This window comes from Rossellomorea sp. GAMAL-10_SWC, from assembly GCF_049568075.1.
Lineage (GTDB): Bacteria > Bacillota > Bacilli > Bacillales > Bacillaceae_G > Gottfriedia.
Map to the genome: position 1 here is coordinate 4,678,611 of NZ_CP144911.1, position 26,313 is coordinate 4,704,923.

A 26,313-nucleotide genomic window follows, 5' to 3' on the forward strand; every position below is an offset into this window, starting at 1 on the left:
AGGGCTTACTCATTTGAGTAAGCCTTTGTTTGTTTTGGAAAATTTTTGAGTATCTTTAAATTATTATAAAAATATAATCTGATATAGCCATAAAAGTTCATAAAATGGACACAGAGATTTCTCATATTTGACAAAAACTTCAAGGAGGAAATTGAGATAGAAGTGTAGAATATAAATATGACAGCTTTCATTATTTGGAGCTTGATGAAGGAGGAAACCCATATGATGCTAAACATCCGAGGCGAAAATATTGAAATTACTCCAGCTATTCGTGATTACGTAGATAAAAAATTATCTCGATTTGATCGTTATTTTGACGAAGAGTTAACGGCGAGAGTTAATGCTAAGGTATTCCACGACAAGCAAAGAATTGAAGTAACTATTCCTGGAACGTATATGTTATTACGTGCAGAAGAAGAGCATTCAGATTTGTATGCAGCTGTCGATTTAGTTATTGATAAACTAGATCGTCAAATTAGAAAACACAAAACAAAAGTAAATCGCAAGTTAAGAGAAAAAGGTTCATTAAAATTCATGTTTGCACCATCAACTACTGAATCAGCTGTTGCAGTAGAAGAGCACGAAAATGATATTGAGTTAGTTCGTACAAAGCAATTTGATTTAAAACCTATGGATGCAGAAGAAGCAGTGCTACAAATGAATATGTTAGGTCATAACTTCTTTGTATTCTTAAATGGTGAAACGAATAAAACGAACATCGTTTACGCTAGAAAAGATGGGCGTTATGGTTTAATTGAAGCCAAATAAAAATTAAAAAAATAATAATAAAAGGACTGAGCTGAACAATTAGCTTAGTCCTTTTTTGGTTTTTTTACTTATTTTCTAAAATATTAATTAATTCTAATAGAACATTCTCGACATAAGGTTGTCACGTATCTTCATTTAATGATAAAATTAGAAATAGTATCTACTAACTTAATGACATTTTAGTTTATGACTTTATAATAGAGGAGCGTTACGAATGCTTGGAATGATAAAAAAGGTTTTTGATCTTAATCAGCGACAATTAAATAAAATGCAAAAACAAGTTGATCAAGTGTTATCTTTACAGGATCAGTATGCAAAATTATCTGATGATGAACTTAGAGGTAAAACATTTGAATTTAAAGAGCGTATACAAAAAGGTGAAACTCTTGATGATATTTTAGTTGAAGCATTTGCTGTTGTTCGTGAAGGTGCTACTCGTGTGCTTGGTATGACTCCATATCCTGTACAGTTATTAGGTGGAATTTCCTTACATGAAGGTAATATTTCAGAAATGAAAACTGGGGAAGGTAAAACTTTAACTTCCACTTTACCTGTTTACTTAAATGCATTAAGTAGCGAAGGTGTTCACGTTGTTACAGTCAATGAATACTTAGCTAGTCGTGATGCTCGTGAAATGGGTCAATTATATGAGTTCTTAGGACTTACTGTTGGTCTAAATTTAAATAGTATGGAACCAGATGAAAAGCGTGAAGCATATGCTTGTGATATTACGTATAGTACAAATAATGAATTAGGATTTGACTATTTACGTGATAACATGGTTGTATACGCTGAACAACGAGTTCAACGTCCACTAAACTATGCTATTATCGATGAGGTTGACTCAATTTTAATTGACGAAGCACGTACTCCATTAATTATTTCTGGACAAGCAAAACAGTCTGCACAATCTTATATTGCTGCAAATGCTTTTGTTGGAATGCTTAAGCTAGATAAAGATTATACGTACGATGTAAAAACAAAATCAGTTTTATTAACTGAAGATGGTATTTCACGTGCTGAAAAAGCTTTTGGCGTTGAAAACCTATTTGATTTGAAAAACGTTAACTTAAACCATCATATTACTCAGGCATTACGTGCTCACGTGACGATGACTCACGATGTAGATTATGTAGTTCAAGATGGTGAAATTGTAATCGTTGACCAATTTACTGGTCGTTTAATGAAAGGCCGTCGATACAGTGAAGGTCTTCACCAAGCGATCGAAGCTAAAGAAGGATTAAAAATTCAAAACGAAAGTATGACGCTTGCGACAATTACTTTCCAAAACTACTTCCGTATGTACAAAAAACTTTCGGGTATGACAGGTACAGCTAAAACTGAGGAAGAAGAATTCCGTAATATTTACAATATGAATGTTCTGGTTATTCCTACGAACCGACCAATTGCTCGTATGGATAAACCTGATTTAGTATATAAAACAATGACTGGAAAATTTAATGCTGTTGTTGATGAAATCGTAGAGCGTCACAAAGCTGGGCAACCAGTTCTAGTTGGTACAGTAGCGATCGAGACTTCAGAATTAATCTCTCAATTGTTAAAGCGTAAAGGTGTTAAACACGAAGTATTAAATGCAAAAAACCATGAACGTGAGGCTGATATTATCGCATTAGCTGGTCACCGTGGCGCAGTTACGATTGCGACAAACATGGCTGGTCGTGGTACAGATATCAAACTAGGAGAAGGCATTCGTGAGCTTGGTGGATTAGCTGTAATTGGTACAGAGCGTCATGAAAGCCGTCGTATTGATAATCAGTTACGTGGTCGTTCTGGTCGTCAAGGTGACCCTGGTGTGACAACTTTCTATTTATCAATGGAAGATGAATTAATGCGTCGTTTTGGTTCAGAAAATTTATCAGTAATGATGGACCGTTTAGGATTAGATGATTCTCAACCGATTGAAAGTAAAATGGTTTCACGTGCAGTTGAATCTGCACAAAAACGAGTAGAGGGTAATAACTTTGATGCTCGTAAACAATTACTTCAATATGATGATGTATTACGTCAACAACGTGAAGTTATATATGCTCAACGTTCTGAAGTTATTGATTCAGATGATTTACAACCAATCGTTAAGAATATGATTGAAGGTACTATTAACAGAGTAGTTCAAGCTCATACTCCAAACGAGCAGCTTCAAGAAGAGTGGAATTTAGAAGGAGTCATTGATTTCTTAGAAGCAAACTTATTAAATGAAGATGAAATCACAGTTGAACAATTACGTGTAATTGAACCGGATGAAATGGTTGAATTAATTCAAAAAACAGTATTCGAGCGTTACGAAGAAAAACAGGTAGCTTTACCAGTTGAACAAATGCGTGAGTTTGAAAAAGTTGTATTATTACGTACTGTTGATAACAAGTGGATGGCTCATATCGATTCAATGGATCAACTTCGCGAGGGAATCCATTTACGTGCATATGCACAAATTGATCCACTACGTGAATATCAAATGGAAGGCTTCGCAATGTTTGAAGAGATGATTGCTTCAATTGAAGAAGAGGTATCTCGCATTATTATGAAAGCTGAAATTGAAGTTGATGTAGAGCGTGAAGCTGTTCAAGGCGATGCAATTCATGTAAGTAATGATGGTGAAGGTGAAGTAAAGAAAAAACCAATCGTAAAAGGCGAAGAAACTGGCCGTAATGAAGATTGTCCTTGTGGATCAGGTAAGAAGTATAAAAACTGCCACGGTAAAGGAATCTAATAAAATAGAAACTAAATGAAAAGGGGCAAAGGCAAGTAGTGATTAGAAAAGAGGAGTAACTTACAAAGGTTATTCTTACTTTACTACTTGTCTTTACCTGCTTTTTATTGTTCGTAAAATTTAATCGAGGTGTTATGTAATGGAATTAGTAGAAGTAAAGCAAGAACTAGAAAAGATGGCGAAACGCCTTCAAGCATTTAGGGGGTCTCTTTGACGTCGAAACAAAACAAGCAAGACTAGATGAGCTTGAAGCGTTCATGTCAGAGCCAGATTTTTGGGATGATCAAAAAGCTGCACAAGTAGTAATTAGTGAAGTAAATGGTTTAAAAGAAGTCATTAATGAATTCAATGATTTAAATGATGGATATGAGAATCTTGAAGTAACTTATGAGTTAGTTAAAGAAGAAAATGACGACGAACTATTTGAAGAATTAGTAACTGAAGTAAAATCTTTAACTGGAAAACTGAATGATTTTGAACTTCAATTATTATTAAGCGAGCCATATGATAAAAATAATGCAATTCTTGAACTTCACCCAGGAGCAGGTGGAACTGAGTCGCAAGACTGGGGTTCAATGTTATTACGTATGTACACTAGATGGGCTGAAAAACGTGGATTTAAAGTCGAAACCTTAGATTATCTACCTGGTGATGAGGCTGGTATTAAGAGCGTAACTTTAGCAATTAAAGGCCATAATGCCTATGGCTATTTAAAAGCAGAAAAAGGCGTTCATCGTTTAGTACGTATATCTCCATTTGATTCATCAGGTCGTCGTCATACTTCTTTCGTTTCTTGCGAAGTAATGCCTGAGTTCAATGAAGAAATTGAAATCGATATACGTACAGAAGATTTAAAAATTGATACGTATCGTGCAAGTGGAGCGGGTGGTCAGCACATTAATACAACTGACTCAGCAGTACGTATTACGCATGTTCCAACTAACACTGTAGTAACATGTCAAACAGAACGTTCACAAATTAAAAACCGTGAACATGCAATGAAAATGTTAAAAGCAAAACTATATCAACGTAAAATAGAAGAGCAACAAGCTCAACTAGATGAAATCCGTGGAGAACAAAAAGAAATTGGCTGGGGAAGTCAAATTCGTTCATATGTTTTCCACCCATACTCTATGGTTAAAGATCATCGAACAAACACAGAGGTTGGTAATGTACATGCAGTAATGGATGGAGATCTTGATCCATTTATTGATGCTTACTTACGTTCTAAGATTTAATGTTGAAAAATGGGCTGATAAGATTGGGGGAAACTTCTTTCTTACCAGCCCTAATCTTTGGGGACAAAAGAGGTATATTTTATCATTTAGTTGCTGTAAATCCATCTTTTAACCTATAAAATCTACGATCAGACTGCCTGCCAAACACTTGGAATTAGTCTGATCATCAAATTTTTGGGACTTTGTCTAAAAAGACATCTCTTAATTATTGAGATGTTATTCTTTTGAGCTTTTTTCTTTAGGGGATTAATAAGGATTCTACCTTACTAATGTGAAGGGGTTACATGAATCATATTTATTTTTAAGTTGTTTTACAAATAGAAGAAAGTAAATTTTGTTTATATGTAATTAAATCTTATTGTTTTTTTCATAATAAAAAATAGAGAGAGTATCCGATATACAGGATATAAAATAGAAAAGTTGTCTGTAAGTGAGAAACATTGAGGGGGATAAGTTTGAAAAAGGTCAGATATTCTACTGCTCTAACTGTAGGGTGGGGTAAAACGTTTTTTGAGTACTTTTTTGTATTAATTGGTTCTGCAATAATTGCTGTCGCGTTTTGTGTGTTTTTATTACCAAATCATATTGCTTCTGGTGGGGTAAGCGGTATTTCGACGATTCTAAAGAGCACAATGGGATTTAATCCTGCGTTTGTACAATGGGCATTTAATATTCCTTTATTTATAGCAGGTGTAATTTTTTTAGGTAGACAATTCGGCGCTAAAACATTAGTTGGAACAATTTTTATTCCACTTGTTGTTTATTTAGTGGATTTATACAATATAAAACCTGCAACTGATAATCCACTTTTAGCATCAATTTTTGGAGGACTATTTATTGGTTTAGGTTTAGGAATCGTGTTCCGTGGTAAAGCATCTACTGGTGGAACAGATTTAGCAGCTCAAATTGTTCATAAATATACTGGTTTATCACTTGGGATTTGTGTAGCATTTATTGACGGATTAATTGTTCTTACATCTGCAATCGTGTTTAATCTTGAAAGTGGTATGTATGCACTAATCGCACTTTTTGTTACGAGTAAAACAATCGATTTAGTTCAAATCGGTCTTGCTAGATCAAAAATGGCACTGATTATTACTTCAGAAGTGGAACCTGTAACAACAGCAATTGTTCACCAATTAGATCGTGGAGTAACAAAGTTAACCGGTGTTGGTGGATATACAAATGAAGACCGTTTAGTATTAATGTGTGTACTTGATCAAACTGAATTTTCTTCTTTACGGGATATCGTTCGGTCAGTTGATCGAAATGCTTTCATTACAGTTGTTGATGCAACAGAAGTACTTGGAGAAGGTTTCACAAATTTGACATAATAAGGTAAAATAAATAATTTTATTAGTAGTAGACTATAGTTATGGATTTTTAAAGGGGCGATGATTTTTGTGAAAAAACTACTTCTTGCTTTTATAACTGGTGGTATGTTGTTAACGATTACAGCATGTGGTTCAAATAATAATTCTAGTAAAAATAATGATTCAGGTGAGCCGGTTTCAGTTGCTAATGGGGAAAAGTTATTTAAACAAAGCTGTGCTAGCTGCCATGGTGGAGAATTAGAAGGTGTAATTGGACCAAGCTTAAAAAAGGTCGGAGCGAAATATTCTGAAAAAGAAATAGAAAATATTATCCATGATGGTAGAGGTTCAATGCCTAGTGGAGTTGTTCAAGGAAATGACGCGAAAAGTGTAGCGAAATGGCTTGCGACTAAAAAATAAAATTATTAAAAAAAATGAAAGAAACAGACAATTTTCTGTTAATTAGAAAAGGTCTGTTTCTTTTCATTTTAGTTACATTTTTCCATAATTTGTTAAATAAGCTATTAAATCGTTCGGAAATAATCTTGACTATTATTAAAATGTAACATAAATTTATCAATTTTGACATTTTTTAAGTGGTATAATAGAGGTGCTTAGCTGAATTTATCGAAATATGTAAATAGCAAGCGAAATAATAAGATCAAGTAAAGTAAAGTATAATTTCATCCAGAATGGATCTTATATAGTTTAATAGAAGAAAACGGAACAAAAAATTAAGGAGAATGTCATGATTGAGTTAAAAGATGTTTATAAGACTTATCCTAATGGTGTTCTTGCGGTAGATGGTATTAATGTAAAAATTCGCCAAGGTGAATTTGTGTATGTCGTGGGACCAAGTGGTGCCGGAAAGTCGACATTCATTAAAATGATGTATCGTGAAGAAAGACCATCAAAGGGTACAATCTTAATTAATGGAATGGATTTAAGCCATATGAAGGATAAAAAAGTTCCTTTATTACGTAGAAATATTGGGGTAGTTTTCCAAGACTATAAATTATTACCGACTTTATCAGTTTATGAAAATATTGCATTTGCACTTGAAGTTATTGAAGAAAATCCGAAAACAATTAAGAAGAGAGTAATGGAAGTACTTGACCTTGTTAAGTTAAAACATAAAGCGCGATTCTTACCAACAGAGCTTTCTGGTGGTGAACAGCAACGTGTTTCGATTGCCCGTTCTATTGTAAATAAACCACAAGTTGTGATCGCCGATGAGCCAACAGGTAATCTAGATCCTGAAACTACATGGGAGATTATGGATATATTTAAAGAAATCAATGAACGTGGAACAACTGTAGTAATGGCAACTCATAATAAAGATATCGTAAATACGATAAAGCGACGTGTAATCGCAATTGAAGCTGGAAAAATTGTACGCGACCAAGCGAGAGGAGTGTACGGTTATGAAAGCTAGAACTGCAAAAAGACATGTTCGTGAGGGTCTACGTAGTTTAAAACGAAATGGTTGGATGACGTTTGCATCGGTAAGTGCTGTTGCAGTTACTTTAATGCTTGTTGGCGTATTTTTAACCGTAATTTTGAATGTTAATCACATTGGAACAACTTTAGAAAAAGATGTTGAAGTACGTGTTTTGGTTGATTTAACAGCGAACAAAGATCAACAAGCTACTTTAAAAGAAGAAATCAAAAAATTAGATCATGTAACTACTGTAAAGTTCTCATCGAAAGATCAAGAATTAAACAATCTAATCAAAAGTATGGGAGAAGATGGAAAAGCATTCCAACTGTTTGAACAGCAAAATCCATTAAATGATACGTTTATTGTTAAAACAGATTCTCCAGAACAAATCGCACCAGTAGCCAAAAAAATTGAAGGCTTAAAATATATTGATGAAGTAATTTATGGTAAAAAACAAGTTCAAAAATTATTTAATGCAGTTTCGGTAGGTCGTAATATCGGTTTAGTACTGATTTTCGGACTATTATTTACTGCGATGTTCTTAATCTCTAATACTATCAAAATAACGATCATGGCAAGACGACGTGAGATTGAGATTATGAGATTGGTAGGGGCAACTAATAACTTTATTCGTTGGCCGTTCTTATTAGAAGGTTTACTGTTAGGTGTGTTAGGATCGGTTATTCCGATTGTTTTACTATTAACGGGCTATAAGGTCATTTATAATATGTTAATGCCAAAATTAGCAGGAACAATGTTCACATTATTACCATTTTCACCGTTTGTGTACCAGCTATCCGCAATATTAATAGCTATTGGTGCAATAATCGGGATGTGGGGTTCTGTCATGTCAATTCGTAAGTTTTTACGTAAATAAGATTAAATTTTTCATTTGTAGTTCTATTGTTTTAATAGTGTAATTCGATTGATAAGCTCTAGTTCCCAATTTAACGTCTGTCTGAGTTGATACAGGTACTAGGGCTTTTCTATATACATATAAGGAGGGATCTTAGATGAGTAAGCGAAAATCATCGAAAGTAATAACGATTATGTTATGCAGTACTTTCATCATCGGTGCTATCCCATCCGTTTCTTTTGCTGAAAGTAAATACCAATCAGAAATTGACCGCATTAAAAAGAAGCGTAGTGAAGTTAAGGATCAGACGGATGCGACAAACAACAAAATTGCTGATATAAAGCATGACCAGCAAGAAGTTGTTGCGGAGCTTGAAAAACTTGATACTCGGATGAAACTGACTAAGCAAAAAGTTAACCAAACTGAAGATGCAGTTAGTGATGGGAAAAAGCAAATTTCAAAACTAAAGGAAGAAATCAAGTTTATTGAAGAACGCATTAAATCTCGAGAAGAATTATTGAAAAACCGAATGCGTTCTCTTCAAAAAGCCGGTGGAATGGTATCATACATTGATGTCATTTTAGGCGCTAATAGTTTCGGAGATTTAATCCAAAGAATGAGTGCCGTACAAATTATTATGAAGGCTGACGAGGACATTATTAAGCAGCAAAACTTGGACTTAAAAGAAGTTAGTGCTAAAAAAGATGATTTGACTATTAAACAAGCAAAAATCGAAAGAGATTTAGCGAACTTAAAAAGTCTTAATAATCAACTTGCAAGTCAGGTTAGCGAAAAGAACAAATTAATGGCCTCATTAAAAGCTAAAGAAAGTGAAGCTCATGAAGATGTTTTAGATTTAAAGGAACAAGATCAATTATTAGCAAGTCAGCAGGCTGCAATGCAAAAAGCTCTTGAAATCGCTAAGAAACAAGCTGCTGAAAGAGCTGCGGCAGAAGCTAGACGTAAAGCAGAGGCTAAACGTAAAGCAGAAGCAGCTGCAAAAAGTAAAAAGCCATCTACAAGTACAAGTCAATCAAGTGGATCTGAAAGCTCAAGTAGTTCAGGTAATTCTAGTAACTCAGATAATACCGGTAGTTCTGATAACACACCAACCGTGTCTAGTGGCAACTTTACAAGACCAGCAAACGGTTATATCTCTTCAGGATTTGGACAACGTTCATTTGAAGGTGGAGAGTTCCATGAAGGTGTTGATATTGCCTCAGCGGGAAGTGTACCAGTTGTAGCAGCAGGCGATGGGGTTGTAATTCGTGCTTATGTCTCTTCTTCCTATGGAAATTGTGTATTTATTACGCATAATATTGATGGACAAGTATGGACAACTGTATATGCGCACTTGGCTAGTTTTAATGTATCAACTGGACAAACTGTTTCAAAAGGTATGAAAATTGGTTATATGGGAAATTCAGGTCATTCTACTGGACAACATTTACACTTTGAATTACATAAAGGTGAATGGAATTATGCTAAATCAAATGCAGTAGATCCTATGAAATATATTAATTTTTAATTTACTAAAAACCTATCCTAAAACACTAGGATAGGTTTTTTATTTTGTTTTTTGTGATTATTGATTTCAAATAAAACAGAAGAATGTCGCAAATAAAAATGGTCCATCACAAATAAACCTATGTAATCGCAATTAAAACTGAAAAATCACAATTAAAATTTTCAAATTCGCAAATAAAGCCAACCAAACTATTAAAAAGAACACATATTATCAAAAAAAACTAATAAAATGTTTCAATTTGTCATGCTTAATGTTGAGTTATAGAGGAATTTTAGTATTTATATGGATCTTTTACGTTGAATTTATTAAATCAGCACCTATTTATATAAGAACCGCAATTCATACCTACATAGTTAAGAGGTAAGATTCAATTATAATATTTACTAGTTTATAATAATTATAATTTGATATTGATTTTCATTATGAGTTAGATTATTATATAATTATTACTAGATTATAATAATTATAATTAAGGAGAAGTGATATGACAAATAACCGATTAACAACAAATCAAGGAGTGCCAATTGGAGATAATCAAAATTCACTTACAGCTGGACGTAGAGGTCCAACTTTATTAGAGGATTATCAACTAATTGAAAAACTAGCTCATTTTGACCGTGAAAGAGTTCCTGAGCGTGTTGTGCATGCACGCGGAGCTGGCGCACATGGTGTTTTCATAACTAAAAATAGTATGAAAAAATACACGAAAGCTAAGTTTTTACAAGATGCCGGAACAGAAACACCAGTATTTGCTCGTTTCTCAACAGTTATTCATGGATTACATTCTCCTGAAACATTACGTGATCCTCGAGGATTTGCTGTGAAATTCTATACTGAAGATGGTAACTATGATTTTGTAGGTAATAATCTTCCTATATTCTTTATTCGTGATGCAATGAAATTTCCCGATATGGTTCATTCATTAAAGCCGGATCCTAGGACTAATTTACAAACTCCTAACAGATATTGGGATTTTATGTCTCTAACACCTGAGTCAACAAATATGTTATTACATGTATTTTCTGATGAAGGGATTCCAGCGAACTATCGTCAAATGAGAGGCTCAAGTGTTCACGCATATAAATGGATAAATGAATACGGTAATACTGTTTATATAAAACTTCGTTGGGTACCAAAGCAAGGAATTGAAAATCTTTCAATGGAAGACGCTAGTGAAGTTCAAGGTAAAGACTTTAATCATGCAAGCCGTGATTTATACGATTCAATTGAAAATGGCGATTTCCCAGAATGGGACCTATATGTACAAGTATTAAATCCAGCAGATATGGATGACTTCGATTTTGATCCATTAGACCCTACAAAAGATTGGTTTGAAGATGTGATTCCTCGACAATTTGTTGGAACGATGATCCTGAATCGAAACCCTGAAAATGTATTTGCAGAAACAGAATCAGTTGGATTTAATCCTGGTGTGTTAGTTCCTGGCATATTACCATCTGAAGATAAGTTACTACAAGGAAGATTATTCTCTTATTCAGATACTCAAAGATATCGTATTGGGGCAAATTATTTACAACTTCCAATTAACTGTCCTTTTGCGAAAGTAGCAAATGGTCAACGTGATGGTCATATGCCTATTAGTCAGCAAACACATCAAATTAACTATGAGCCAAATAGCTACTCAGATACGCCAAAAGAGGATGCCGATTATGTTGAAGTAGTGCAGCCATTAAGTGGTGTTTCTGAGCGCAAAAAAATAGAAAAAACAAATGACTTCGGCCAAGCAGGAGAAGTTTGGAATAGATATAGTAAAGCGGAGCAGGGTGCTGTTATTAAAAATATTAGTGCTGACCTAACAGATGTAGATGAAAAAATTAAGCTTCGTGCAGTTTGTAACTTCTATCGTGCAGATGCAAAATTAGGTGAGAGACTAGCTGGTAAATTAGGGATTAATCTAACACCATACTTACAACATCTACCAAAATAAATTAAACTCTTCTAATAAAAATTTATTAAAACGTGTTCTACTTGCAAACATAAGTGATACAGGCTTATCATATAATAGAACAGAAATGGCATCGCACGTCTGTGTGATGCTTTTTCGGGTACATACACTATTTAATAGATTGGTACGTTCTTAAGGAACGAAAAATAGGAGGTTCTGTATGAATCGTAAAACAACGGCTTTACTTGCAACAGCAACATTTGTTGTTGGTATGGGGGTAGGTACATTTGCATTTAATGATGGTACAAGTACAATCGTTTCGAAATTCTCTGAGAGTAAAGAAGTAAAAGCTTCAGAAGATGAAAATATTGCTAAAATACAAAAAGCTTACGAAATTATTGCAAATCAATATGTGAAAAAGATTGATCCTGATAAATTAACTGAGGGTGCAATCCAAGGGATGGTAACAACTTTAGATGATCCGTTTTCTACTTATATGGATGGAAAGACAGCTAAACAATTCCATGAATCATTAGGTTCTTCTTTCCAAGGAATTGGAGCGGAAGTTTCTAAAGATGGTGAAAAATTAATTATTGTATCTCCTATTAAGAACTCACCTGCGGAAAAGGCTGGTCTGAAACCAAAGGATGAAATTTTATCAGTTGATGGTAAGAGTGTAAAAGGTTTATCTCAATATGATGCAGTTTTAAAAATCCGTGGTAAAAAAGGAACAAATGTTACGATTGAAGTACAACGACCAGGAGTCCCAGAGCCAATTAAATTTACAATTAAACGCGATGATATTCCAATGTATACAGTATTTAGTTCGGTGAAAGACGTAAATAATGAAAAAATTGGTTATATTCATATTACCTCGTTTAACGAAAAAACAGCAGATGAGTTCAAGAAAGAATTGAAAAAGCTAGAGGATCAAAATATCCAAGGATTAACAATTGACGTTCGAGGAAATCCTGGAGGGTACTTACAAGCTGTAGAAGGCGTTTTAGAAGAATTAGTTGTAAAAAGTGAGCCTTACTTACAGGTTGAAAATAGAAATGGCCAACGAGAAAAGTATTATACTAAATTAAATAAAGCGAAACCATATCCGATTGATGTATTAATTGATAAAGGTAGTGCATCTGCGGCTGAAATTTTAGCTGCGGCATTAAGTGAAGCAGGACACTATGAATTAATTGGGGAAAAATCTTATGGTAAAGGTACTGTACAATCTACATTAGATTTCAAAGATGGTAGCAATATTAAGTTAACTCAATTTAAATGGTTAACTCCAGATGGTACTTGGATTCACAAAAAAGGTATTAAACCAGATGTTGCTGTAAAACAACCTGATTATTTCTACGCTACACCAATTGATAAAAAGAAAACATTTAAATTCGATGACAATGATGAAAATATTAAACAAGCGCAAATCATGTTAAAAGGTTTAGGATACGACCCGGGTCGTAAAGATGGATATTTCAGTAAGCAAACAGAGACAGCAGTTAAGAATTATCAAAAAGCTGTTGGGATTACTGTTAACGGTGAGATTGATCCTCTAACTTCAGAAAAACTTGAATCATCATTAATTGATAAAATTAAAGATGAAAAGAATGATCTTCAGTTAGAAAAAGCTTTAGATATGGTAGCTCAATAATAGTACACAGAGAGGACAATTTTGAATTGTCCTCTTTGTATAGCAAAGTCCAGTTTTAGAGGACAAAATTAATTTCGTCCTCATTTGACATAATTCCCGGGAAATAGATTTGAAATTACAATCCATGCAGGAGTTTTAGTTTAGTATGTCGAAAGTACACTTTATGGAGAAGTGTGCTTTTTTTATTGTTTTGTAGCATATTCTCTTTGAAAAAACATTAATAAACCGATAACATAAGAATATCAATCTATTATATAAAAAAGGTGGTGAATGTTATGTGGTCAAATTTATTATCTGAACTATTAGTAGGATTAGGTAAACTATTTTTAAATCCATTTACTTATATATTTTTCATCGCATCAATTTTCTGTGGCAATTTACGTGTAAAACGAGAACGTAAGCATTTTTCGGTTCGAAATTTTAATGTAACGTTCGAGTGGAAAACTTCACTATGGTATGGATTACTGATTGGATTAATTCTTTCAGTTATCACATTGGTAGCTGGAATTAGCATTCCGATTGAAATGGTTTATTTATTAAGTGTATTAACGATTATTTGTGCACTAATTTTACAATTCAGATGGATGTCTCCTGCTTATCTTTTTGGACTAGCATTAGTAGCTCTGCCATTACTAAATAGAGGGAAAGATTCACTACCTTTGTTGAAAAACTTTATACCTAATGATCTGAATGCGATGCTTCCTGCTATAACAATTCTATTGGCTTTACTTTTATTGGCTGAAGGAATTTTAGTTCAACGTAATGCTGCAAATCATACAACTCCTTTGTTTATTGAAAGTAAACGTGGAAAAAGAGTAGGGGCACATGAGGCAAATAGATTATGGATGGTGCCATTATTTTTACTAATACCTAGTGGTTCGATCGTTAGTGACTATTCATGGTGGCCTACACTTGCTTTAGGTGATAGTGGGTATTCGATTCTTTGTGTACCATTTGGAATTGGATTTTACCAGTTAATTCAAGGAATGTTACCAAAGGAATCAATTAAGCTTGTCGGTAAACAAATAGTTGCTTTAGCAATTATAGTTTGTGCAGGTGGAATATTAAGTTATTTTATTGGTTTTGTAGCATTTATAGCTGTAGCAATCGCAGTAGTAGGACGAGAAGCTATAAACTATATTCATAAAAATAGAGATATTAATACACCATCTTACTTTACAGTTAAATCAAATGGCCTAATTGTTTTAGGGATTTTACCAAACTCTGTAGCGGATAAAATGAACATTATAGTAGGCGAAAGTATTACGAAAGTAAATGGACAAAATGTCTCTACTGTTAATGAGTTTTATGAAGCTCTACAAATTAATCGTGCGTACTGTAAATTAGAAGTAGTTGATTTTAATTCTGAAATCCGTATAACGCAATCTTCAGTTTATGAAGGTGAACACCATGAGTTAGGATTTTTATTCCCAGAAGAAGAATCTAAATATAGTGGACAGGTTGGATAAGAGTTGTAGGTCGGAAGGTTTAATTTCTACAATAAAATCAAAAGGAACATATTCATAACTTGAATATGTTCCTTTTTTTATATCGGTTTACGAGTCTAATGTAGGGGTGTTTTTGTAGGTACTATGTCATGTTTTCGAGTGTTTTGAGACCTATTGCTCAGGTAGACTGAATCTATCATTCTATTATAAGTAGAGTTTATAGAAAATTTAGCTCTTTTAAATTTTGTCACATTAGTAAGCGACAAATACGAATATTCATTTCATTGTATTGGTACTGTAAGCGTTTTATCATTTGTATATAAGCTTCACAGGGGAGGTAAGATTTTGAATACAGATAAAAACAATAATATAAAAGTAAAAATACAACGCTTTGGTAGCTTTCTAAGCGGTATGGTAATGCCAAACATTGGTGCTTTTATTGCATGGGGATTAATAACTGCACTGTTTATACCTACTGGATGGGTCCCTAATGCAAAGTTGGCGGTATTAGTAGGTCCAATGATTACTTATTTATTACCATTGCTAATTGGTTTTACTGGAGGAAGAATGGTCCATGATATTCGAAGCGGAGTTGTTGGGGCAATTGCAACAATGGGGGTAATTGTTGGTGCAGAGATGCCGATGTTCTTAGGCGCTATGATTATGGGACCACTTGGCGGTTTGGCTATTAAGAAATTTGACCAAGCTATACAAGGAAAAGTTAAGTCAGGATTTGAGATGTTAGTTAATAATTTCTCAGCGGGTATTTTAGGAGCAATTTTAGCAATAATTGGTTTAATAGGTGTTAATCCAGTTGTTTCGACGCTAACAGAAGCATTAGCTAATGGGGTAGATATAATGGTAAAAGCAAATGTCATTCCTTTGGCAAACATATTTATTGAACCAGCAAAAATCTTATTTTTAAACAATGCTATTAACCATGGAATTTTAAGTCCAATTGGTCTTGAGCAAGCAAAATCAGCTGGAAAGTCACTTTTGTTCTTACTAGAAGCTAATCCAGGACCGGGCTTAGGTGTACTATTAGCATATACGATATTCGGAAAAGGGACAGCTAAACAAACAGCGCCAGGAGCAGTAATTATCCATTTCTTAGGTGGGATTCATGAGATTTATTTCCCTTATATCTTAATGAGACCTTTATTAATCCTTTCTGTTATCGCTGGTGGTGTAGCTGGTACATTTACTTTTAATATATTAGGCGCGGGTCTAGTAGCAGCAGCTTCTCCAGGTAGTATTATAGCAATATTAGCAATGGCTCCAAAAGGAGGATACTTACCAATTCTTGCGGGAGTACTTGTTGCAACAGCCGTTTCATTTATTGTTTCAGCTGTCGTTCTAAAATCATCTAAGTCAGTTTCATCAGATGAAGATTTAGAAAGAGCAGCTCAAAAAACACAAGATTTAAAAGGTAAAGAAAGCAAAGTAGCTAGTCTATTACAGACTGAAAAAGAAGTAGCTAGTTCTCTTGGTATTGATAAAGAAGTGAAGAAGATTATTTTTGCCTGTGATGCTGGTATGGGATCAAGTGCTATGGGAGCATCAATATTACGCAAAAAGGTAAAAACAGCGGGGATAGAATTAGAGGTTACGAATGTAGCAATTAATAATTTACCAAATGATGTGGATGTTGTCATAACTCATAAAGATTTAACTGATCGAGCAAAAGCAAAAGTACCGAATGCAGTTCATATCTCAGTAGAGAACTTCCTAAACAGTCCAAAGTATGATGAATTAGTGAATTCTTTAATAAAATAAAAAATTTAAAGAGGTATATATGTATATATCAGCAAGAGAAAGAGAAATCATTAATTTGTTGTTAAATCATCCAAACGGAATCAATGTTCAAGAAATTGCAGAGAACTTAAATGTTAGTAGCCGAACCGTACAACGGGAACTAAAAGGAGTCGAAAGTATTGCCTCTGCTCATAACCTTTTCTTAAAAAAGGTATTAGGTGTTGGAATGTATATAGAAGGAGCACCTGAGCAAAAAAATGAGCTCCAAATTGCAATATTAAAAAGTGGTCAGGAGTTTACTCAAAAAGAAAGACAGGAGTTAATTCTATGTTCCTTATTAAAAGAACCAGAATCTATTAAACTAATCTCACTAGCAAATGATTTGCATGTTACCGTTGCCACAGTTAGTAACGATCTCAATAAAGTAGAAGAATGGTTAAAAGAGTTCGATTTGGACCTTATAAGAAAGAAAGGGTACGGCATTGCTTTACTAGGTTCGGAACGAAAAAAAAGAAAAGCCCTAGGACATCTAATTGCACAGCAATTAAATGAATATGAGTTTTTATCTGTAGTGGAAGATGAGTATGAAACAAAGAATAGATTCTCAAATGGATTATTAGAAATAATAAAACTAGAAAAACTCACCATGATTGGAAAAATGATTCGAGATATTGAACAACAATTACCTTATTCTCTAGCTGATAGTGCATTTATGACATTTACAATTCACTTATCTCTTGCCATTGAAAGAATTATTCAAGGCGAAGTCGTAAAAATGGATCAAGTAGTTCTTGAGGAATTAAGTACCACTAAAGAATTTAATATCGCAAGTCAGATTGTTAATGAATTAGAAGAAGTGTTTAAAGTTAATATCCCAAGTGCTGAAAAAGGGTATATTACGATGCACTTATTAGGTGCAAGGCAGCGTCAAGAGAAAAACGATTGGCTAGAAGAGAGCAGTACGGAAATCGTCGTAGGCTCAAAAAAGTTAATCAATTATGTATCAAAGGAACTTGAAATAAATTTTGAAGAAGACCAAGCCTTATTTGAAGGACTAATTACCCATATTGAACCAGCAATCTATCGAATTCAAAAAAAACTAGATGCAAATAATCCTTTAGCAAGTCAAATTCAAGAGGATTATCCTGCAATGTTTAAGATCATACAAAAGGGATTAAAAGAAGCTTTTCCAAAGATTGTTTTTCCAACTGAGGAAATTGCTTATCTTGTCCTACATTTTGGTTCATCTCAAGTAATCTATGATAACAGTAAAGAGATTAGAGCGCTTGTATTATGTTCAAGTGGAATCGGTTCTTCTAAAATGTTAGCGAGTCGAATCAAAAAAGAGATAAAAGAAATAACAGATATCGAAGTATCGTCTTTAGCAAACTTAAGAAATATTCAAATTGACCAATATGACATTATTTTATCTACAGTTGAGATGCCGGGATTTTCCCAAAAATATATTACCGTAAATCCTTTATTGCCAAAGAATGAGGCAGAGCAGATTCGTGATGAAATAAAACGCAACTCTCTTACAACGGAAGCAACTTTATTAAGAAAGCTCCAAAACAAAAAGCTTCAAAAGCAGATCAAGCTAGAAACGCCAGAATTAATTAAACAAAATCTTGAAGTAGTTCATCAGTATTCAGAAACTGTACTCCATATTTTGAATACATTTGAGACAATTTCATTACCGTTTATTCCAACCTCTTCTATTTTATTATTGGAAATATGCAAACAAGCAAATGTTAGAGGATTAATAGGTGATTATTTTGAGGTAACAAATCAACTTACAGAAAGAGAAAAGAAGGGTGGACTAGGGATACCAGGAACTAGCATAGCACTGTATCATTGTCGCTCAGAATATGTTATACAACCAGTGTTTTTATCCTTTTTGCTTCATGAGCCAATGATAGTAAAAGCAATGGACCATTCGTCAATAAAAATCAATACATTATTATTATTACTAGCTCCAGTTGATATGCAAACAGGTCAATTAGAGGTGTTGAGTACAATTAGTTCAACAATTATTGAAGATGAAGAATCAACACGGATTTTTACATCTAATAACTATACAGATATATATAACAAACTAAGCTATGCGTTATATGAAAATTTACAAAAAAGATTTAAGAATTGAGGGATTAATAAATGATTCAGACAGTATTACCAACAGATAATGTTTTATTAAATGTAGATGTGAAAACAAAAGATGAAGCTATTCGTTTAGCAGGAAATCTTTTAGTAAAAAACGGTTATGTAAAAGAAAGTTATATTGAAAAAATGATTGAAAGAGAAGAGTCTTTAACAACTTATATGGGGAACTTTATTGCGATTCCACACGGAACTGAGGAGTCAAAGCAAGAGGTAATCTCATCTGGAATTTCGATTCTTCAAATTCCTAATGGAGTAGACTTTGGAAACGGAAATATTGTAAAGGTAGTATTCGGTATTGCAGGCAAAGATAATGAGCATCTTGATCTATTATCTCAAATTGCAATCCTTTGTTCAGAGGAAGAAAATGTACATAAATTGGTCGCAGCCACATCAAAAGAGGAACTAATTTTAATGTTTAGCGAGGAGGAGTAAAATGTTAGCTGTACACTTTGGAGCCGGAAATATTGGAAGAGGATTTATAGGACAATTATTACACAAGGCAGGGTACGAGATTTGTTTTGTTGATGTAAACGAAGAGATTATTAATGAACTGAATGAGAAGAAATCTTACACTGTCATGCTAGCAGATCGTACTCAAGAAGAAATAAAGATAACAAATGTAAGAGGTATTAACAGCCTAAAGGATCCAGGAAAAGTTGCAAAAGTAATTTCACAGGCTGATATTGTAACGACAGCAGTAGGTCCCTCAATTCTTCCTAAAATAGCAAAGCTAATTGCAGAGGGATTAATTGAAAGAGTTGAGAATTCAGATAAAGCGTTAAATATAATAGCGTGTGAAAATATGATTGGTGGAAGTTCTTTTTTAAGAGATGAAGTTTATTTAAATATGACATTAGCTCAGAAGAAAAAAACTGAACAGTCAGTCAGTTTTCCGGATGCTGCAGTAGATCGAATCGTACCAATTCAAAGTCATGAAGATAAATTATTAGTGGCAGTTGAACCTTTTTATGAGTGGGTAATTGACCAATCAAAAATGATCGGTGAAGTTCCAGCAATTGATGGTGTAACTTATGTAGAGGATTTACTTCCTTATATTGAAAGAAAGTTATTTACCGTAAACACTGGTCACGCAGCGACTGCATATTTAGGCAATTTCTACGGATATAAAACGATTAAAGAAGCAATTTCTGATGAGAATATTAGGAATACTGTTAGTTCTATTTTAGATGAAACAGGAAAGTTATTAGTTAAAAAATATAACTTTGACTTAGATCAACATAGCGCTTATATTAAAAAAATAATAGGTAGATTCGATAATGAATATATATCAGATGAATTATCTCGTGTTGCTCGTTCACCAATTCGTAAATTAGGAGCAAATGACCGTTTTATTAAGCCGGCAAGAGAGTTGATAAACTTTGGGATAACACCTAACTATTTAGTTAAAGCAATTGCAGTTGCGCTATTCTATAAAAATAATGATGATCATGAAGCAGTTGAACTACAAAGCTTCCTCCAAGATCACTCTGTGGAAGAGTTGCTTGTTAAATATTCAGAATTATCAGAATACAGTAAGCTAATTAGTTTAATTCTTGATGAATACAATCAGTTAGAGAAGGACTTACTTGTACATTAATTTTACTAGAATGATAGACTCACTAAAATTCATTGTAAGGGACAGATTCAATCGAATTAGTCCCTTATATCTATTCTGTCTGATCCGGTTCACCTAATTACCACTAATAAACATTTCTCCAGCGTTAACTGCTTTTTCATATTGCTTAGTTTTAACATAGTACGAGTAGAGCAACTTTGCATACTTACTTGAATGTGTGACATGATGGTGTTCCTTAAAGAAAGGAAATGCAGTTTGTTCCATGAAATCATAATATTCATCAAAATTTTCGTTAAAACGTAAAATTAAAAGCTTAAAGAGAATTCTATATAAATCATTTGTAGCTTTTTCTGAAAGAGCAAGTCCTTCATATGCTTCTTCTAGCAATGCACTTGTTGATAGGATCTTTCCTTCCCCAGCATTATCTAAATAGTTGTATAAACGATTTAAATATGGCAATGATTGTTTATCGGCCACTTCAACGGATTTTTTATAAAAAATATGTGCATTATTAAAGTCCTGCTTCCAAAAATACATTAGACCTAAATTATGTAGGATCATTCCTCTTTTATCTAAAAGGCCTAAAGCTTCGCTATGCTCAATCAAACTCTCATACCTTTTTACCATTTCTTCAAAATCTAGTTGTGTGCTGTCTTTTAATTGTACTAACATTAGGGATTCTGCCAATATTGCTCTCGCATAATTATTTGTTTTATTAAAGAATCTAAAAGCTTTTTCACCATAAAAATATGCCATAACTTTAGAACGTGTCCAATGGTAGGCTGATCCTAGATGATAGTAATATTCTTTATTTCCGTATTCACCTATATTGACCTTCTTCAATTCTTGTAATGCAATTTGTCTATTTACATTTTCGAGACGGGTATATTGGGCTAAATAATATATTCCTCTGACATGGTGGAATAAATTCTTTTCGTATGTTGACATAGGAGGAGAATCTTTTTCAATCCTTTTAATGATGCGATATGCTTTTTCTATGTTTTTACACAAAATAAAATATCTGGCTAATAAAAGCTGATAATATATGGCATAGTTAGACGCACTAATATAGTGAATGCTTTCTAATTCTTCTTTTATAATCAGGACATCCTTCATTCGCTCTAAAATAATAGCATTGTGCCATTTTTGAAGTTTCTTTTCAATATTTTGAACAGCGACGATCTCATTTTTAATGTCAATTTGAAGACGTTGAGAGAACAATTGAATGATTTCTTCAGAATATCGAGTTTCCCCTCTTTCAATTCTACTTACATGGGTAGCGGTACAAATGTCTTTTCCTAATTCCTCTTGTGTCAATCCCGCTTTTTTACGATAAAATTTAATGATTTCGCCTTCAAGCATATATTCTCTCCTTTTCTAATTCCAGATGATTAACTATGAAGTTTTTTGCGTCAGTGCAGGATTACATTCCTACAATTTGCGAATGTCTATTGCAACGCAAATCTAAGAAACTAGAAAGTACAAAGACTTTGAAATACCTATTCATTTATTATAACTAGAAATTTTTAAAGTCAAATACTTTCATTCCAAATTAAAAATAACACAAATTTCCCATCAAAATTTCATGCTTTTTTAATATTTAATGAAATTTCCTTTCAAATTTCAATGCTTTTTAGGAAAAAAAACCTACAAAATGACCAAAATTTCGATTAAAAATAACACAATATGCATTTTTCCTAAATGCTATTACTATTGAAATAGTAAGAATTTTTTAATTATACAGAGAAAAGTGGGGGATGAGGTCTATGAAGGTAACAACATTAGCAAAGCACTCGGCAGTACTTGCTCTTTCAACGAGTCTGTTTATTTCATCTTTTAGTGCAAAGTCATACTTAACGGCAAAAGCAGCAACGTCTAAAGCAGAAGAAATTTTAGCTTCAATTACACCAGAGCAAAGAGAAGCACTAAAACAACTAGAATTAAATAACCAAGAAGGACTTCAAGGATTCGGGGAAGGTGAACTGAATTCTGATAAAAACGTCTCTGTCATCGTTCAGTTTAATTCAGATCCTAGTAAAGTTGCAGTATTAGAAGCAGCAGTTGATGGAAAATCTTTAACGAAAACATCAGCACAAGTACAAGTTGACAAAGAGCACAAGGTTTTTAAAGAAGATGTAGGAAAGTTCGTTAAGGTTAAGGAAAAGAAAAACACTCCTGTTATTACAAAAACGTATAAAACAGCATTTAATGGTGCAGCGATTACACTTCCTGCAAATCAAGTGAAGGAACTTTTAAAATCAGATGTTGTTAAAATGATTTATAAAGATGTAACGTTTAACATTGATCCAGTTAAAGAAGAAGTTCCAACAGATGTTGCAAGAAAAACAACTACATCAGTAGATAGTATTCCTTACTTAAACGTGGACAAGCTACATAAAGAAGGAATAACAGGTAAAGGTGTTAAAGTAGGGGTACTAGATACTGGTATTGACTATAACCACCCTGATTTAAAAGACGCTTTTAAAGGCGGATACGATTTTGTAGATAATGATAATGATCCAATGGAAGCTACTTACAAGGACTGGCAGGCATCAAACCAACCTGAAAGTAATGGTAATGGCACTTACTATACAGAGCATGGTACGCATGTATCAGGGACAATTGTTGGACAAAATAAAAATGATAGTGAAGTTTCGGTTGAAGGAGTTGCTCCTGACGCGGATCTATCTATGTACCGTGTGCTTGGTCCATACGGAAGCGGATCATCTGAAAATGTAATCGCAGGTATTGATAAAGCAGTTCAAGATGGTATGGATGTTATTAATCTTTCATTAGGAGCAGGAATTAATGATCCATATTATCCAACTAGTACGGCAATAAATTATGCAGTATTAAATGGCGTAACAGCGGTGGTTTCAGCAGGTAACAGTGGTCCTAATGCTTATACTTTAGGATCACCAGGTACGGCAGCATTTGCTTTAACGGTTGGAGCTAGTGATGTTCCAACTACAATTACAACATTTGATGGAATAGTAGCAGGTGGATGGTCAACAGATCTTATTAGTATGGCTAGGAGCTTTGCTGATAGCTTTAATAGTTTAGAAGGAAAATCTCTTGAACTAGTAGATGTTGGATTAGGAACATTGGATGATTACAAAAATAAAAATGTTGCCGGGAAAATTGCTTTCGTTCAACGTGGGAATTTTGCACTAGTTGATAAAGTGAAGTTTGCAAAGCAAAACGGAGCAAAAGCTGTCATTATGTACAACAATGTGGATGGCCATGTTGGATATAACTTAGGTGAGTCAATGGAATATATTCCTGCATTCTCAATGACAAAGAAAGCAGGAGAAGAATTAAAAGCGAAAATTGCAAATGGAAATACAACTTTTACATTTGCAAATCTAAAGGAAAAGTCTACTGAAGGTGATAAGCTAGCGGACTTTAGCTCAAGAGGACCAGTTAACGGTAACTTCCAAATGAAGCCTGAAATCACAGCACCTGGTGTAAGTGTTCTATCTACGGTTCCTTCATATATAGCAAATCATAATACACCAGAAGACTATAAATATGCATACCAAAGAATGGATGGAACGTCTATGGCATCGCCATTTGCAGCTGGTGTTGCGGCGTTATTACTCGGACAGAATCCAAACCTTCAGCCAGCAGACGTTAAATCAATCCTTATGAACACTGCTGATAAACTAAATGGAGATTATAGCGTGTTTGAAGTAGGAGCAGGTCGTGTAGATCCATATCAAGCTCTTCACACTCAAACAGAAATAAAAGTACAAGATGAGACATTGATCCCTGTCGGCAACGAATTATTAAAGGCAAAAAATGAAACTGGCGGGTTAAGTTTCGGTAAACAAGTTGTCAAAGATGACTCAGAATTAAAAGTAAAGAAAGACATTGAGTTTAAAAACAATAGCGATAAAAAGAAAACATTTGATGTAAAAGTAGTGGATAATGTGAATGGTAAGAATGGATTACAAGAGAACGGGGTTGTTCTAGATATTAGTAATTCAATTAAAGTTGACAAGAACACTGTTAAAACAGTAAAAGCAACATTAACGGTGCCATCTACAGCAAAAATAGGTTTTTATGAAGGCTATGTTTTAATAACAAATAGTGAAGATAAAACAGAGCAATATCGTATCCCATTTAGTTTTAAGAAATCAGATGAAGGCTTTGACATGCTAGATCTACTAACGCCTGCTATTTCACCTTCTTATTATAATCATGGGTATGACAGCTATCGCACAACAACAGCATTATTGAAATTCAATTTAGGTTCACCAATCAATACACTAGATGTCATATTGCAAGACGGAAAAACAAATGAAGATTTAGGGTTAGTTGGTACACTTAATTTAGAAGGAAGACCAACGGATAATGATTATTTCCTTCAAGCTTTTAATGGGGAGTATAATAAGTTTACGGGAGATAAAAAACATCCTATTTCTGAAGAAACAACTATTGCTACTCCTGGTCACTACAAATTAAAATACGTTACTACTTTACCAAGTGGGAAACAAAAAATAAACTTTGACGATGTATTTATTGATATAGATACACCTAAAGTAAAAAGCTCATTAGATGGAGATTCACCGTTTATTGAGTATAAACCAGGTCAAAAGACCGTTCCATTTGAAATGGAAATAAAAGATGACGCTTTAACTGAAATGCAGAAGGCTGGTATCGATATAGATGAAACATCGAACTTTGCAGTCTATACTTATGGTTTCCCTTTTCCAAATGGTCCAATTAAAATGGACAAAAACGGCAAGTGGATTGATGAAGTAGAAATGGCTGATGGTGTTAATTCTCTGTCATTTAATTTAATTGGTTATGATAAAGCTGGAAATCAAGCAAACTGGAAGGAATACTACTTTATCAAAGAAGGTACACCCGTCTCATACGCGAAACATAATGTAGAGTTAGCTAGATCAGGAGATATCTTGTCTGCATCTCTAGTTTTAGACAACTTACAAGGTGTTAAAGAAGCAACATGGAATTTTGATGATGCACAGGCTGCAGATGTTCCTTATGTTAATCTTGTTGAAGCATCTTTAACGGATAAATTCAAGGATAAAGCAACCATTCAAGTAACTGGTAATAAAATAAAAGTCACTTTTAAAGAAGCGATAGTATTTGACCGTGCAGAAATAGTAAACGTAAAAGTAAAAGTACAAGATCAACTTTTCTATCCAATAGGTTATATTAACCCATCAGCTAATATAGTAGATGCTAATGGTCAAGCAGTTAAGCTATTAAATGCAGGTAAACGATTCCAATTAAAACCAAGATTTAATCGAGTGCAAGGCAATATTATACCAGAGGGATACTTAGTTGAAGGTCAATCATATACTGGATACCGTAATTGGACAAAAGTAGGCGCAACAATGAAAGTAACAAATGGAGCCTATAATCTAGACGCGACTAATTTAATTAGTAGTGGTGGACGCTTTAATATTGAACCACTTCCTCTAAATAAAGATGCATATACATTTGAAGTTAATGTACCTGGACACTTTATTACAAAGGAAACAAAGAAATTTGGTTTCGAATACAAAGGCGAACTATATGGTAAAACGGATTCAATTAACGTTAACTTAGTTGGTGGAGATGTTAACCAAGATAACGTAATCGATGTACAAGATGCACTTTACGTCCAAACTAATTGGGGAACAAACAATCGAAATGCAGATATCAATTTCGACGGAACAGTAAATGCAAAAGATTTTGCTTTTATCGAGAAAAATTACTTACAGCAAAATCCATCTGTACAAAACGCGCCTACACCGAAAACAATCTATAATAACCAAACGTTAGAAACAATTAAAAGTCAATTAGGCTTATAATCTCAAATCCCAAAGAAGCTGCTATTAAATATTACTTAATAGTGGTTTCTTTTTTCGTGGAGAATAAACTCAAACTTTTTATTGAGTAAAAAAAGACTAATTCAATACATTTGAATC

General features: G+C 33.7%; 17 protein-coding genes. 16 read left to right on the top strand and 1 reads right to left on the bottom strand.

Features of this window, described 5'->3' with window-relative positions:
• Positions 1–222: 222 nt before the first annotated feature.
• The 15 genes from hpf to V5E38_RS22685 all read left to right on the top strand — a co-directional run bounded on the left by hpf (position 223) and on the right by V5E38_RS22685 (position 20,392).
• Positions 223–768 (top strand): ribosome hibernation-promoting factor, HPF/YfiA family, encoded by a 546-nt coding sequence (gene hpf, locus V5E38_RS22615; RefSeq protein ID WP_069033815.1) that lies wholly within the window; start codon positions 223–225, stop codon positions 766–768.
• 214 nt (positions 769–982) lie between these two features.
• On the top strand, positions 983–3,496 hold the full coding sequence (gene secA, locus V5E38_RS22620) for a preprotein translocase subunit SecA (RefSeq protein WP_499211522.1): 2,514 nt from the start codon (positions 983–985) through the stop codon (positions 3,494–3,496).
• A gap of 139 nt (positions 3,497–3,635) precedes the next feature.
• Positions 3,636–4,734, top strand: a protein-coding gene (prfB, locus tag V5E38_RS22625) for a peptide chain release factor 2 (RefSeq protein ID WP_248267333.1) whose coding sequence is annotated in 2 segments (ribosomal slippage) — positions 3,636–3,698 and positions 3,700–4,734 — 1,098 coding nt in all. Because the reading frame shifts where the segments join, the coding sequence is not laid out codon by codon here.
• 455 nt (positions 4,735–5,189) lie between these two features.
• Positions 5,190–6,068, top strand: a complete 879-nt coding sequence (locus V5E38_RS22630; RefSeq protein ID WP_097975035.1) for a YitT family protein — start codon at positions 5,190–5,192, stop codon at positions 6,066–6,068.
• A gap of 69 nt (positions 6,069–6,137) precedes the next feature.
• Entirely contained in the window at positions 6,138–6,467 is a 330-nt protein-coding gene (gene cccB, locus V5E38_RS22635) for a cytochrome c551 (protein ID WP_387325570.1), read from the top strand.
• Between the two features lie 328 nt (positions 6,468–6,795).
• Positions 6,796–7,482 (top strand): cell division ATP-binding protein FtsE, encoded by a 687-nt coding sequence (gene ftsE / locus V5E38_RS22640; protein WP_097975037.1) that lies wholly within the window; start codon positions 6,796–6,798, stop codon positions 7,480–7,482.
• Complete coding sequence (ftsX, locus tag V5E38_RS22645; protein ID WP_499211523.1) at positions 7,472–8,365, top strand: permease-like cell division protein FtsX; 894 nt, start codon at positions 7,472–7,474, stop codon at positions 8,363–8,365. The genes ftsE and ftsX overlap by 11 nt, the downstream gene beginning before the upstream one ends.
• 136 nt (positions 8,366–8,501) lie before the next feature.
• Entirely contained in the window at positions 8,502–9,872 is a 1,371-nt protein-coding gene (locus tag V5E38_RS22650; RefSeq protein ID WP_499211524.1) for a murein hydrolase activator EnvC family protein, read from the top strand.
• A 484-nt stretch (positions 9,873–10,356) separates the two neighbouring features.
• The gene (locus V5E38_RS22655; protein WP_499211525.1) at positions 10,357–11,820 is read left to right on the top strand and encodes a catalase; all 1,464 of its coding nucleotides are present in this window, start codon (positions 10,357–10,359) and stop codon (positions 11,818–11,820) included.
• Positions 11,821–11,998: 178 nt separating this feature from the next.
• Positions 11,999–13,432, top strand: a complete 1,434-nt coding sequence (locus V5E38_RS22660; protein WP_499211526.1) for a S41 family peptidase — start codon at positions 11,999–12,001, stop codon at positions 13,430–13,432.
• Between the two features lie 275 nt (positions 13,433–13,707).
• Positions 13,708–14,901: a PDZ domain-containing protein gene (locus V5E38_RS22665; protein WP_499211527.1), complete on the top strand. Its 1,194-nt coding sequence runs from the start codon at positions 13,708–13,710 to the stop codon at positions 14,899–14,901.
• Positions 14,902–15,222: 321 nt separating this feature from the next.
• On the top strand, positions 15,223–16,656 hold the full coding sequence (locus V5E38_RS22670; protein ID WP_499213627.1) for a PTS mannitol transporter subunit IIBC: 1,434 nt from the start codon (positions 15,223–15,225) through the stop codon (positions 16,654–16,656).
• Positions 16,657–16,675: 19 nt separating this feature from the next.
• Entirely contained in the window at positions 16,676–18,778 is a 2,103-nt protein-coding gene (locus V5E38_RS22675; protein ID WP_499211528.1) for a BglG family transcription antiterminator, read from the top strand.
• Positions 18,779–18,789: 11 nt separating this feature from the next.
• Complete coding sequence (locus tag V5E38_RS22680) at positions 18,790–19,227, top strand: PTS mannitol transporter subunit IIA (RefSeq protein ID WP_387325592.1); 438 nt, start codon at positions 18,790–18,792, stop codon at positions 19,225–19,227.
• 1 nt (position 19,228) lies between these two features.
• Positions 19,229–20,392 (top strand): mannitol-1-phosphate 5-dehydrogenase, encoded by a 1,164-nt coding sequence (locus V5E38_RS22685; protein ID WP_499211529.1) that lies wholly within the window; start codon positions 19,229–19,231, stop codon positions 20,390–20,392.
• Positions 20,393–20,485: 93 nt separating this feature from the next.
• Here V5E38_RS22685 and V5E38_RS22690 read toward each other — a convergent pair whose 3' ends face one another.
• Positions 20,486–21,733 carry a helix-turn-helix domain-containing protein gene (locus tag V5E38_RS22690; protein ID WP_499211530.1) on the bottom strand — a complete coding sequence of 416 codons (1,248 nt, stop codon included), beginning with the start codon at positions 21,731–21,733 and terminating at the stop codon, positions 20,486–20,488.
• A gap of 404 nt (positions 21,734–22,137) precedes the next feature.
• On the opposite strand from V5E38_RS22690, the gene V5E38_RS22695 reads away from it, so the two are divergent.
• The gene (locus tag V5E38_RS22695) at positions 22,138–26,196 is read left to right on the top strand and encodes a S8 family serine peptidase (protein ID WP_499211531.1); all 4,059 of its coding nucleotides are present in this window, start codon (positions 22,138–22,140) and stop codon (positions 26,194–26,196) included.
• Positions 26,197–26,313 lie beyond the last annotated feature (117 nt).

Bases quoted from the DNA above. Each gene is read 5' to 3' on its own strand.
- V5E38_RS22680 (WP_387325592.1), top strand. From the start codon at position 18,790: ATGATTCAGACAGTATTACCAACAGATAATGTTTTATTAAATGTAGAT.
- V5E38_RS22690 (WP_499211530.1), bottom strand. From the start codon at position 21,733: ATGCTTGAAGGCGAAATCATTAAATTTTATCGTAAAAAAGCGGGATTG.
- V5E38_RS22650 (WP_499211524.1), top strand. From the start codon at position 8,502: ATGAGTAAGCGAAAATCATCGAAAGTAATAACGATTATGTTATGCAGT.
- V5E38_RS22665 (WP_499211527.1), top strand. From the start codon at position 13,708: ATGTGGTCAAATTTATTATCTGAACTATTAGTAGGATTAGGTAAACTA.
- V5E38_RS22675 (WP_499211528.1), top strand. From the start codon at position 16,676: ATGTATATATCAGCAAGAGAAAGAGAAATCATTAATTTGTTGTTAAAT.
- ftsE (WP_097975037.1), top strand. From the start codon at position 6,796: ATGATTGAGTTAAAAGATGTTTATAAGACTTATCCTAATGGTGTTCTT.
- V5E38_RS22660 (WP_499211526.1), top strand. From the start codon at position 11,999: ATGAATCGTAAAACAACGGCTTTACTTGCAACAGCAACATTTGTTGTT.
- hpf (WP_069033815.1), top strand. From the start codon at position 223: ATGATGCTAAACATCCGAGGCGAAAATATTGAAATTACTCCAGCTATT.
- V5E38_RS22685 (WP_499211529.1), top strand. From the start codon at position 19,229: ATGTTAGCTGTACACTTTGGAGCCGGAAATATTGGAAGAGGATTTATA.
- V5E38_RS22695 (WP_499211531.1), top strand. From the start codon at position 22,138: ATGAAGGTAACAACATTAGCAAAGCACTCGGCAGTACTTGCTCTTTCA.
- V5E38_RS22655 (WP_499211525.1), top strand. From the start codon at position 10,357: ATGACAAATAACCGATTAACAACAAATCAAGGAGTGCCAATTGGAGAT.
- ftsX (WP_499211523.1), top strand. From the start codon at position 7,472: ATGAAAGCTAGAACTGCAAAAAGACATGTTCGTGAGGGTCTACGTAGT.
- secA (WP_499211522.1), top strand. From the start codon at position 983: ATGCTTGGAATGATAAAAAAGGTTTTTGATCTTAATCAGCGACAATTA.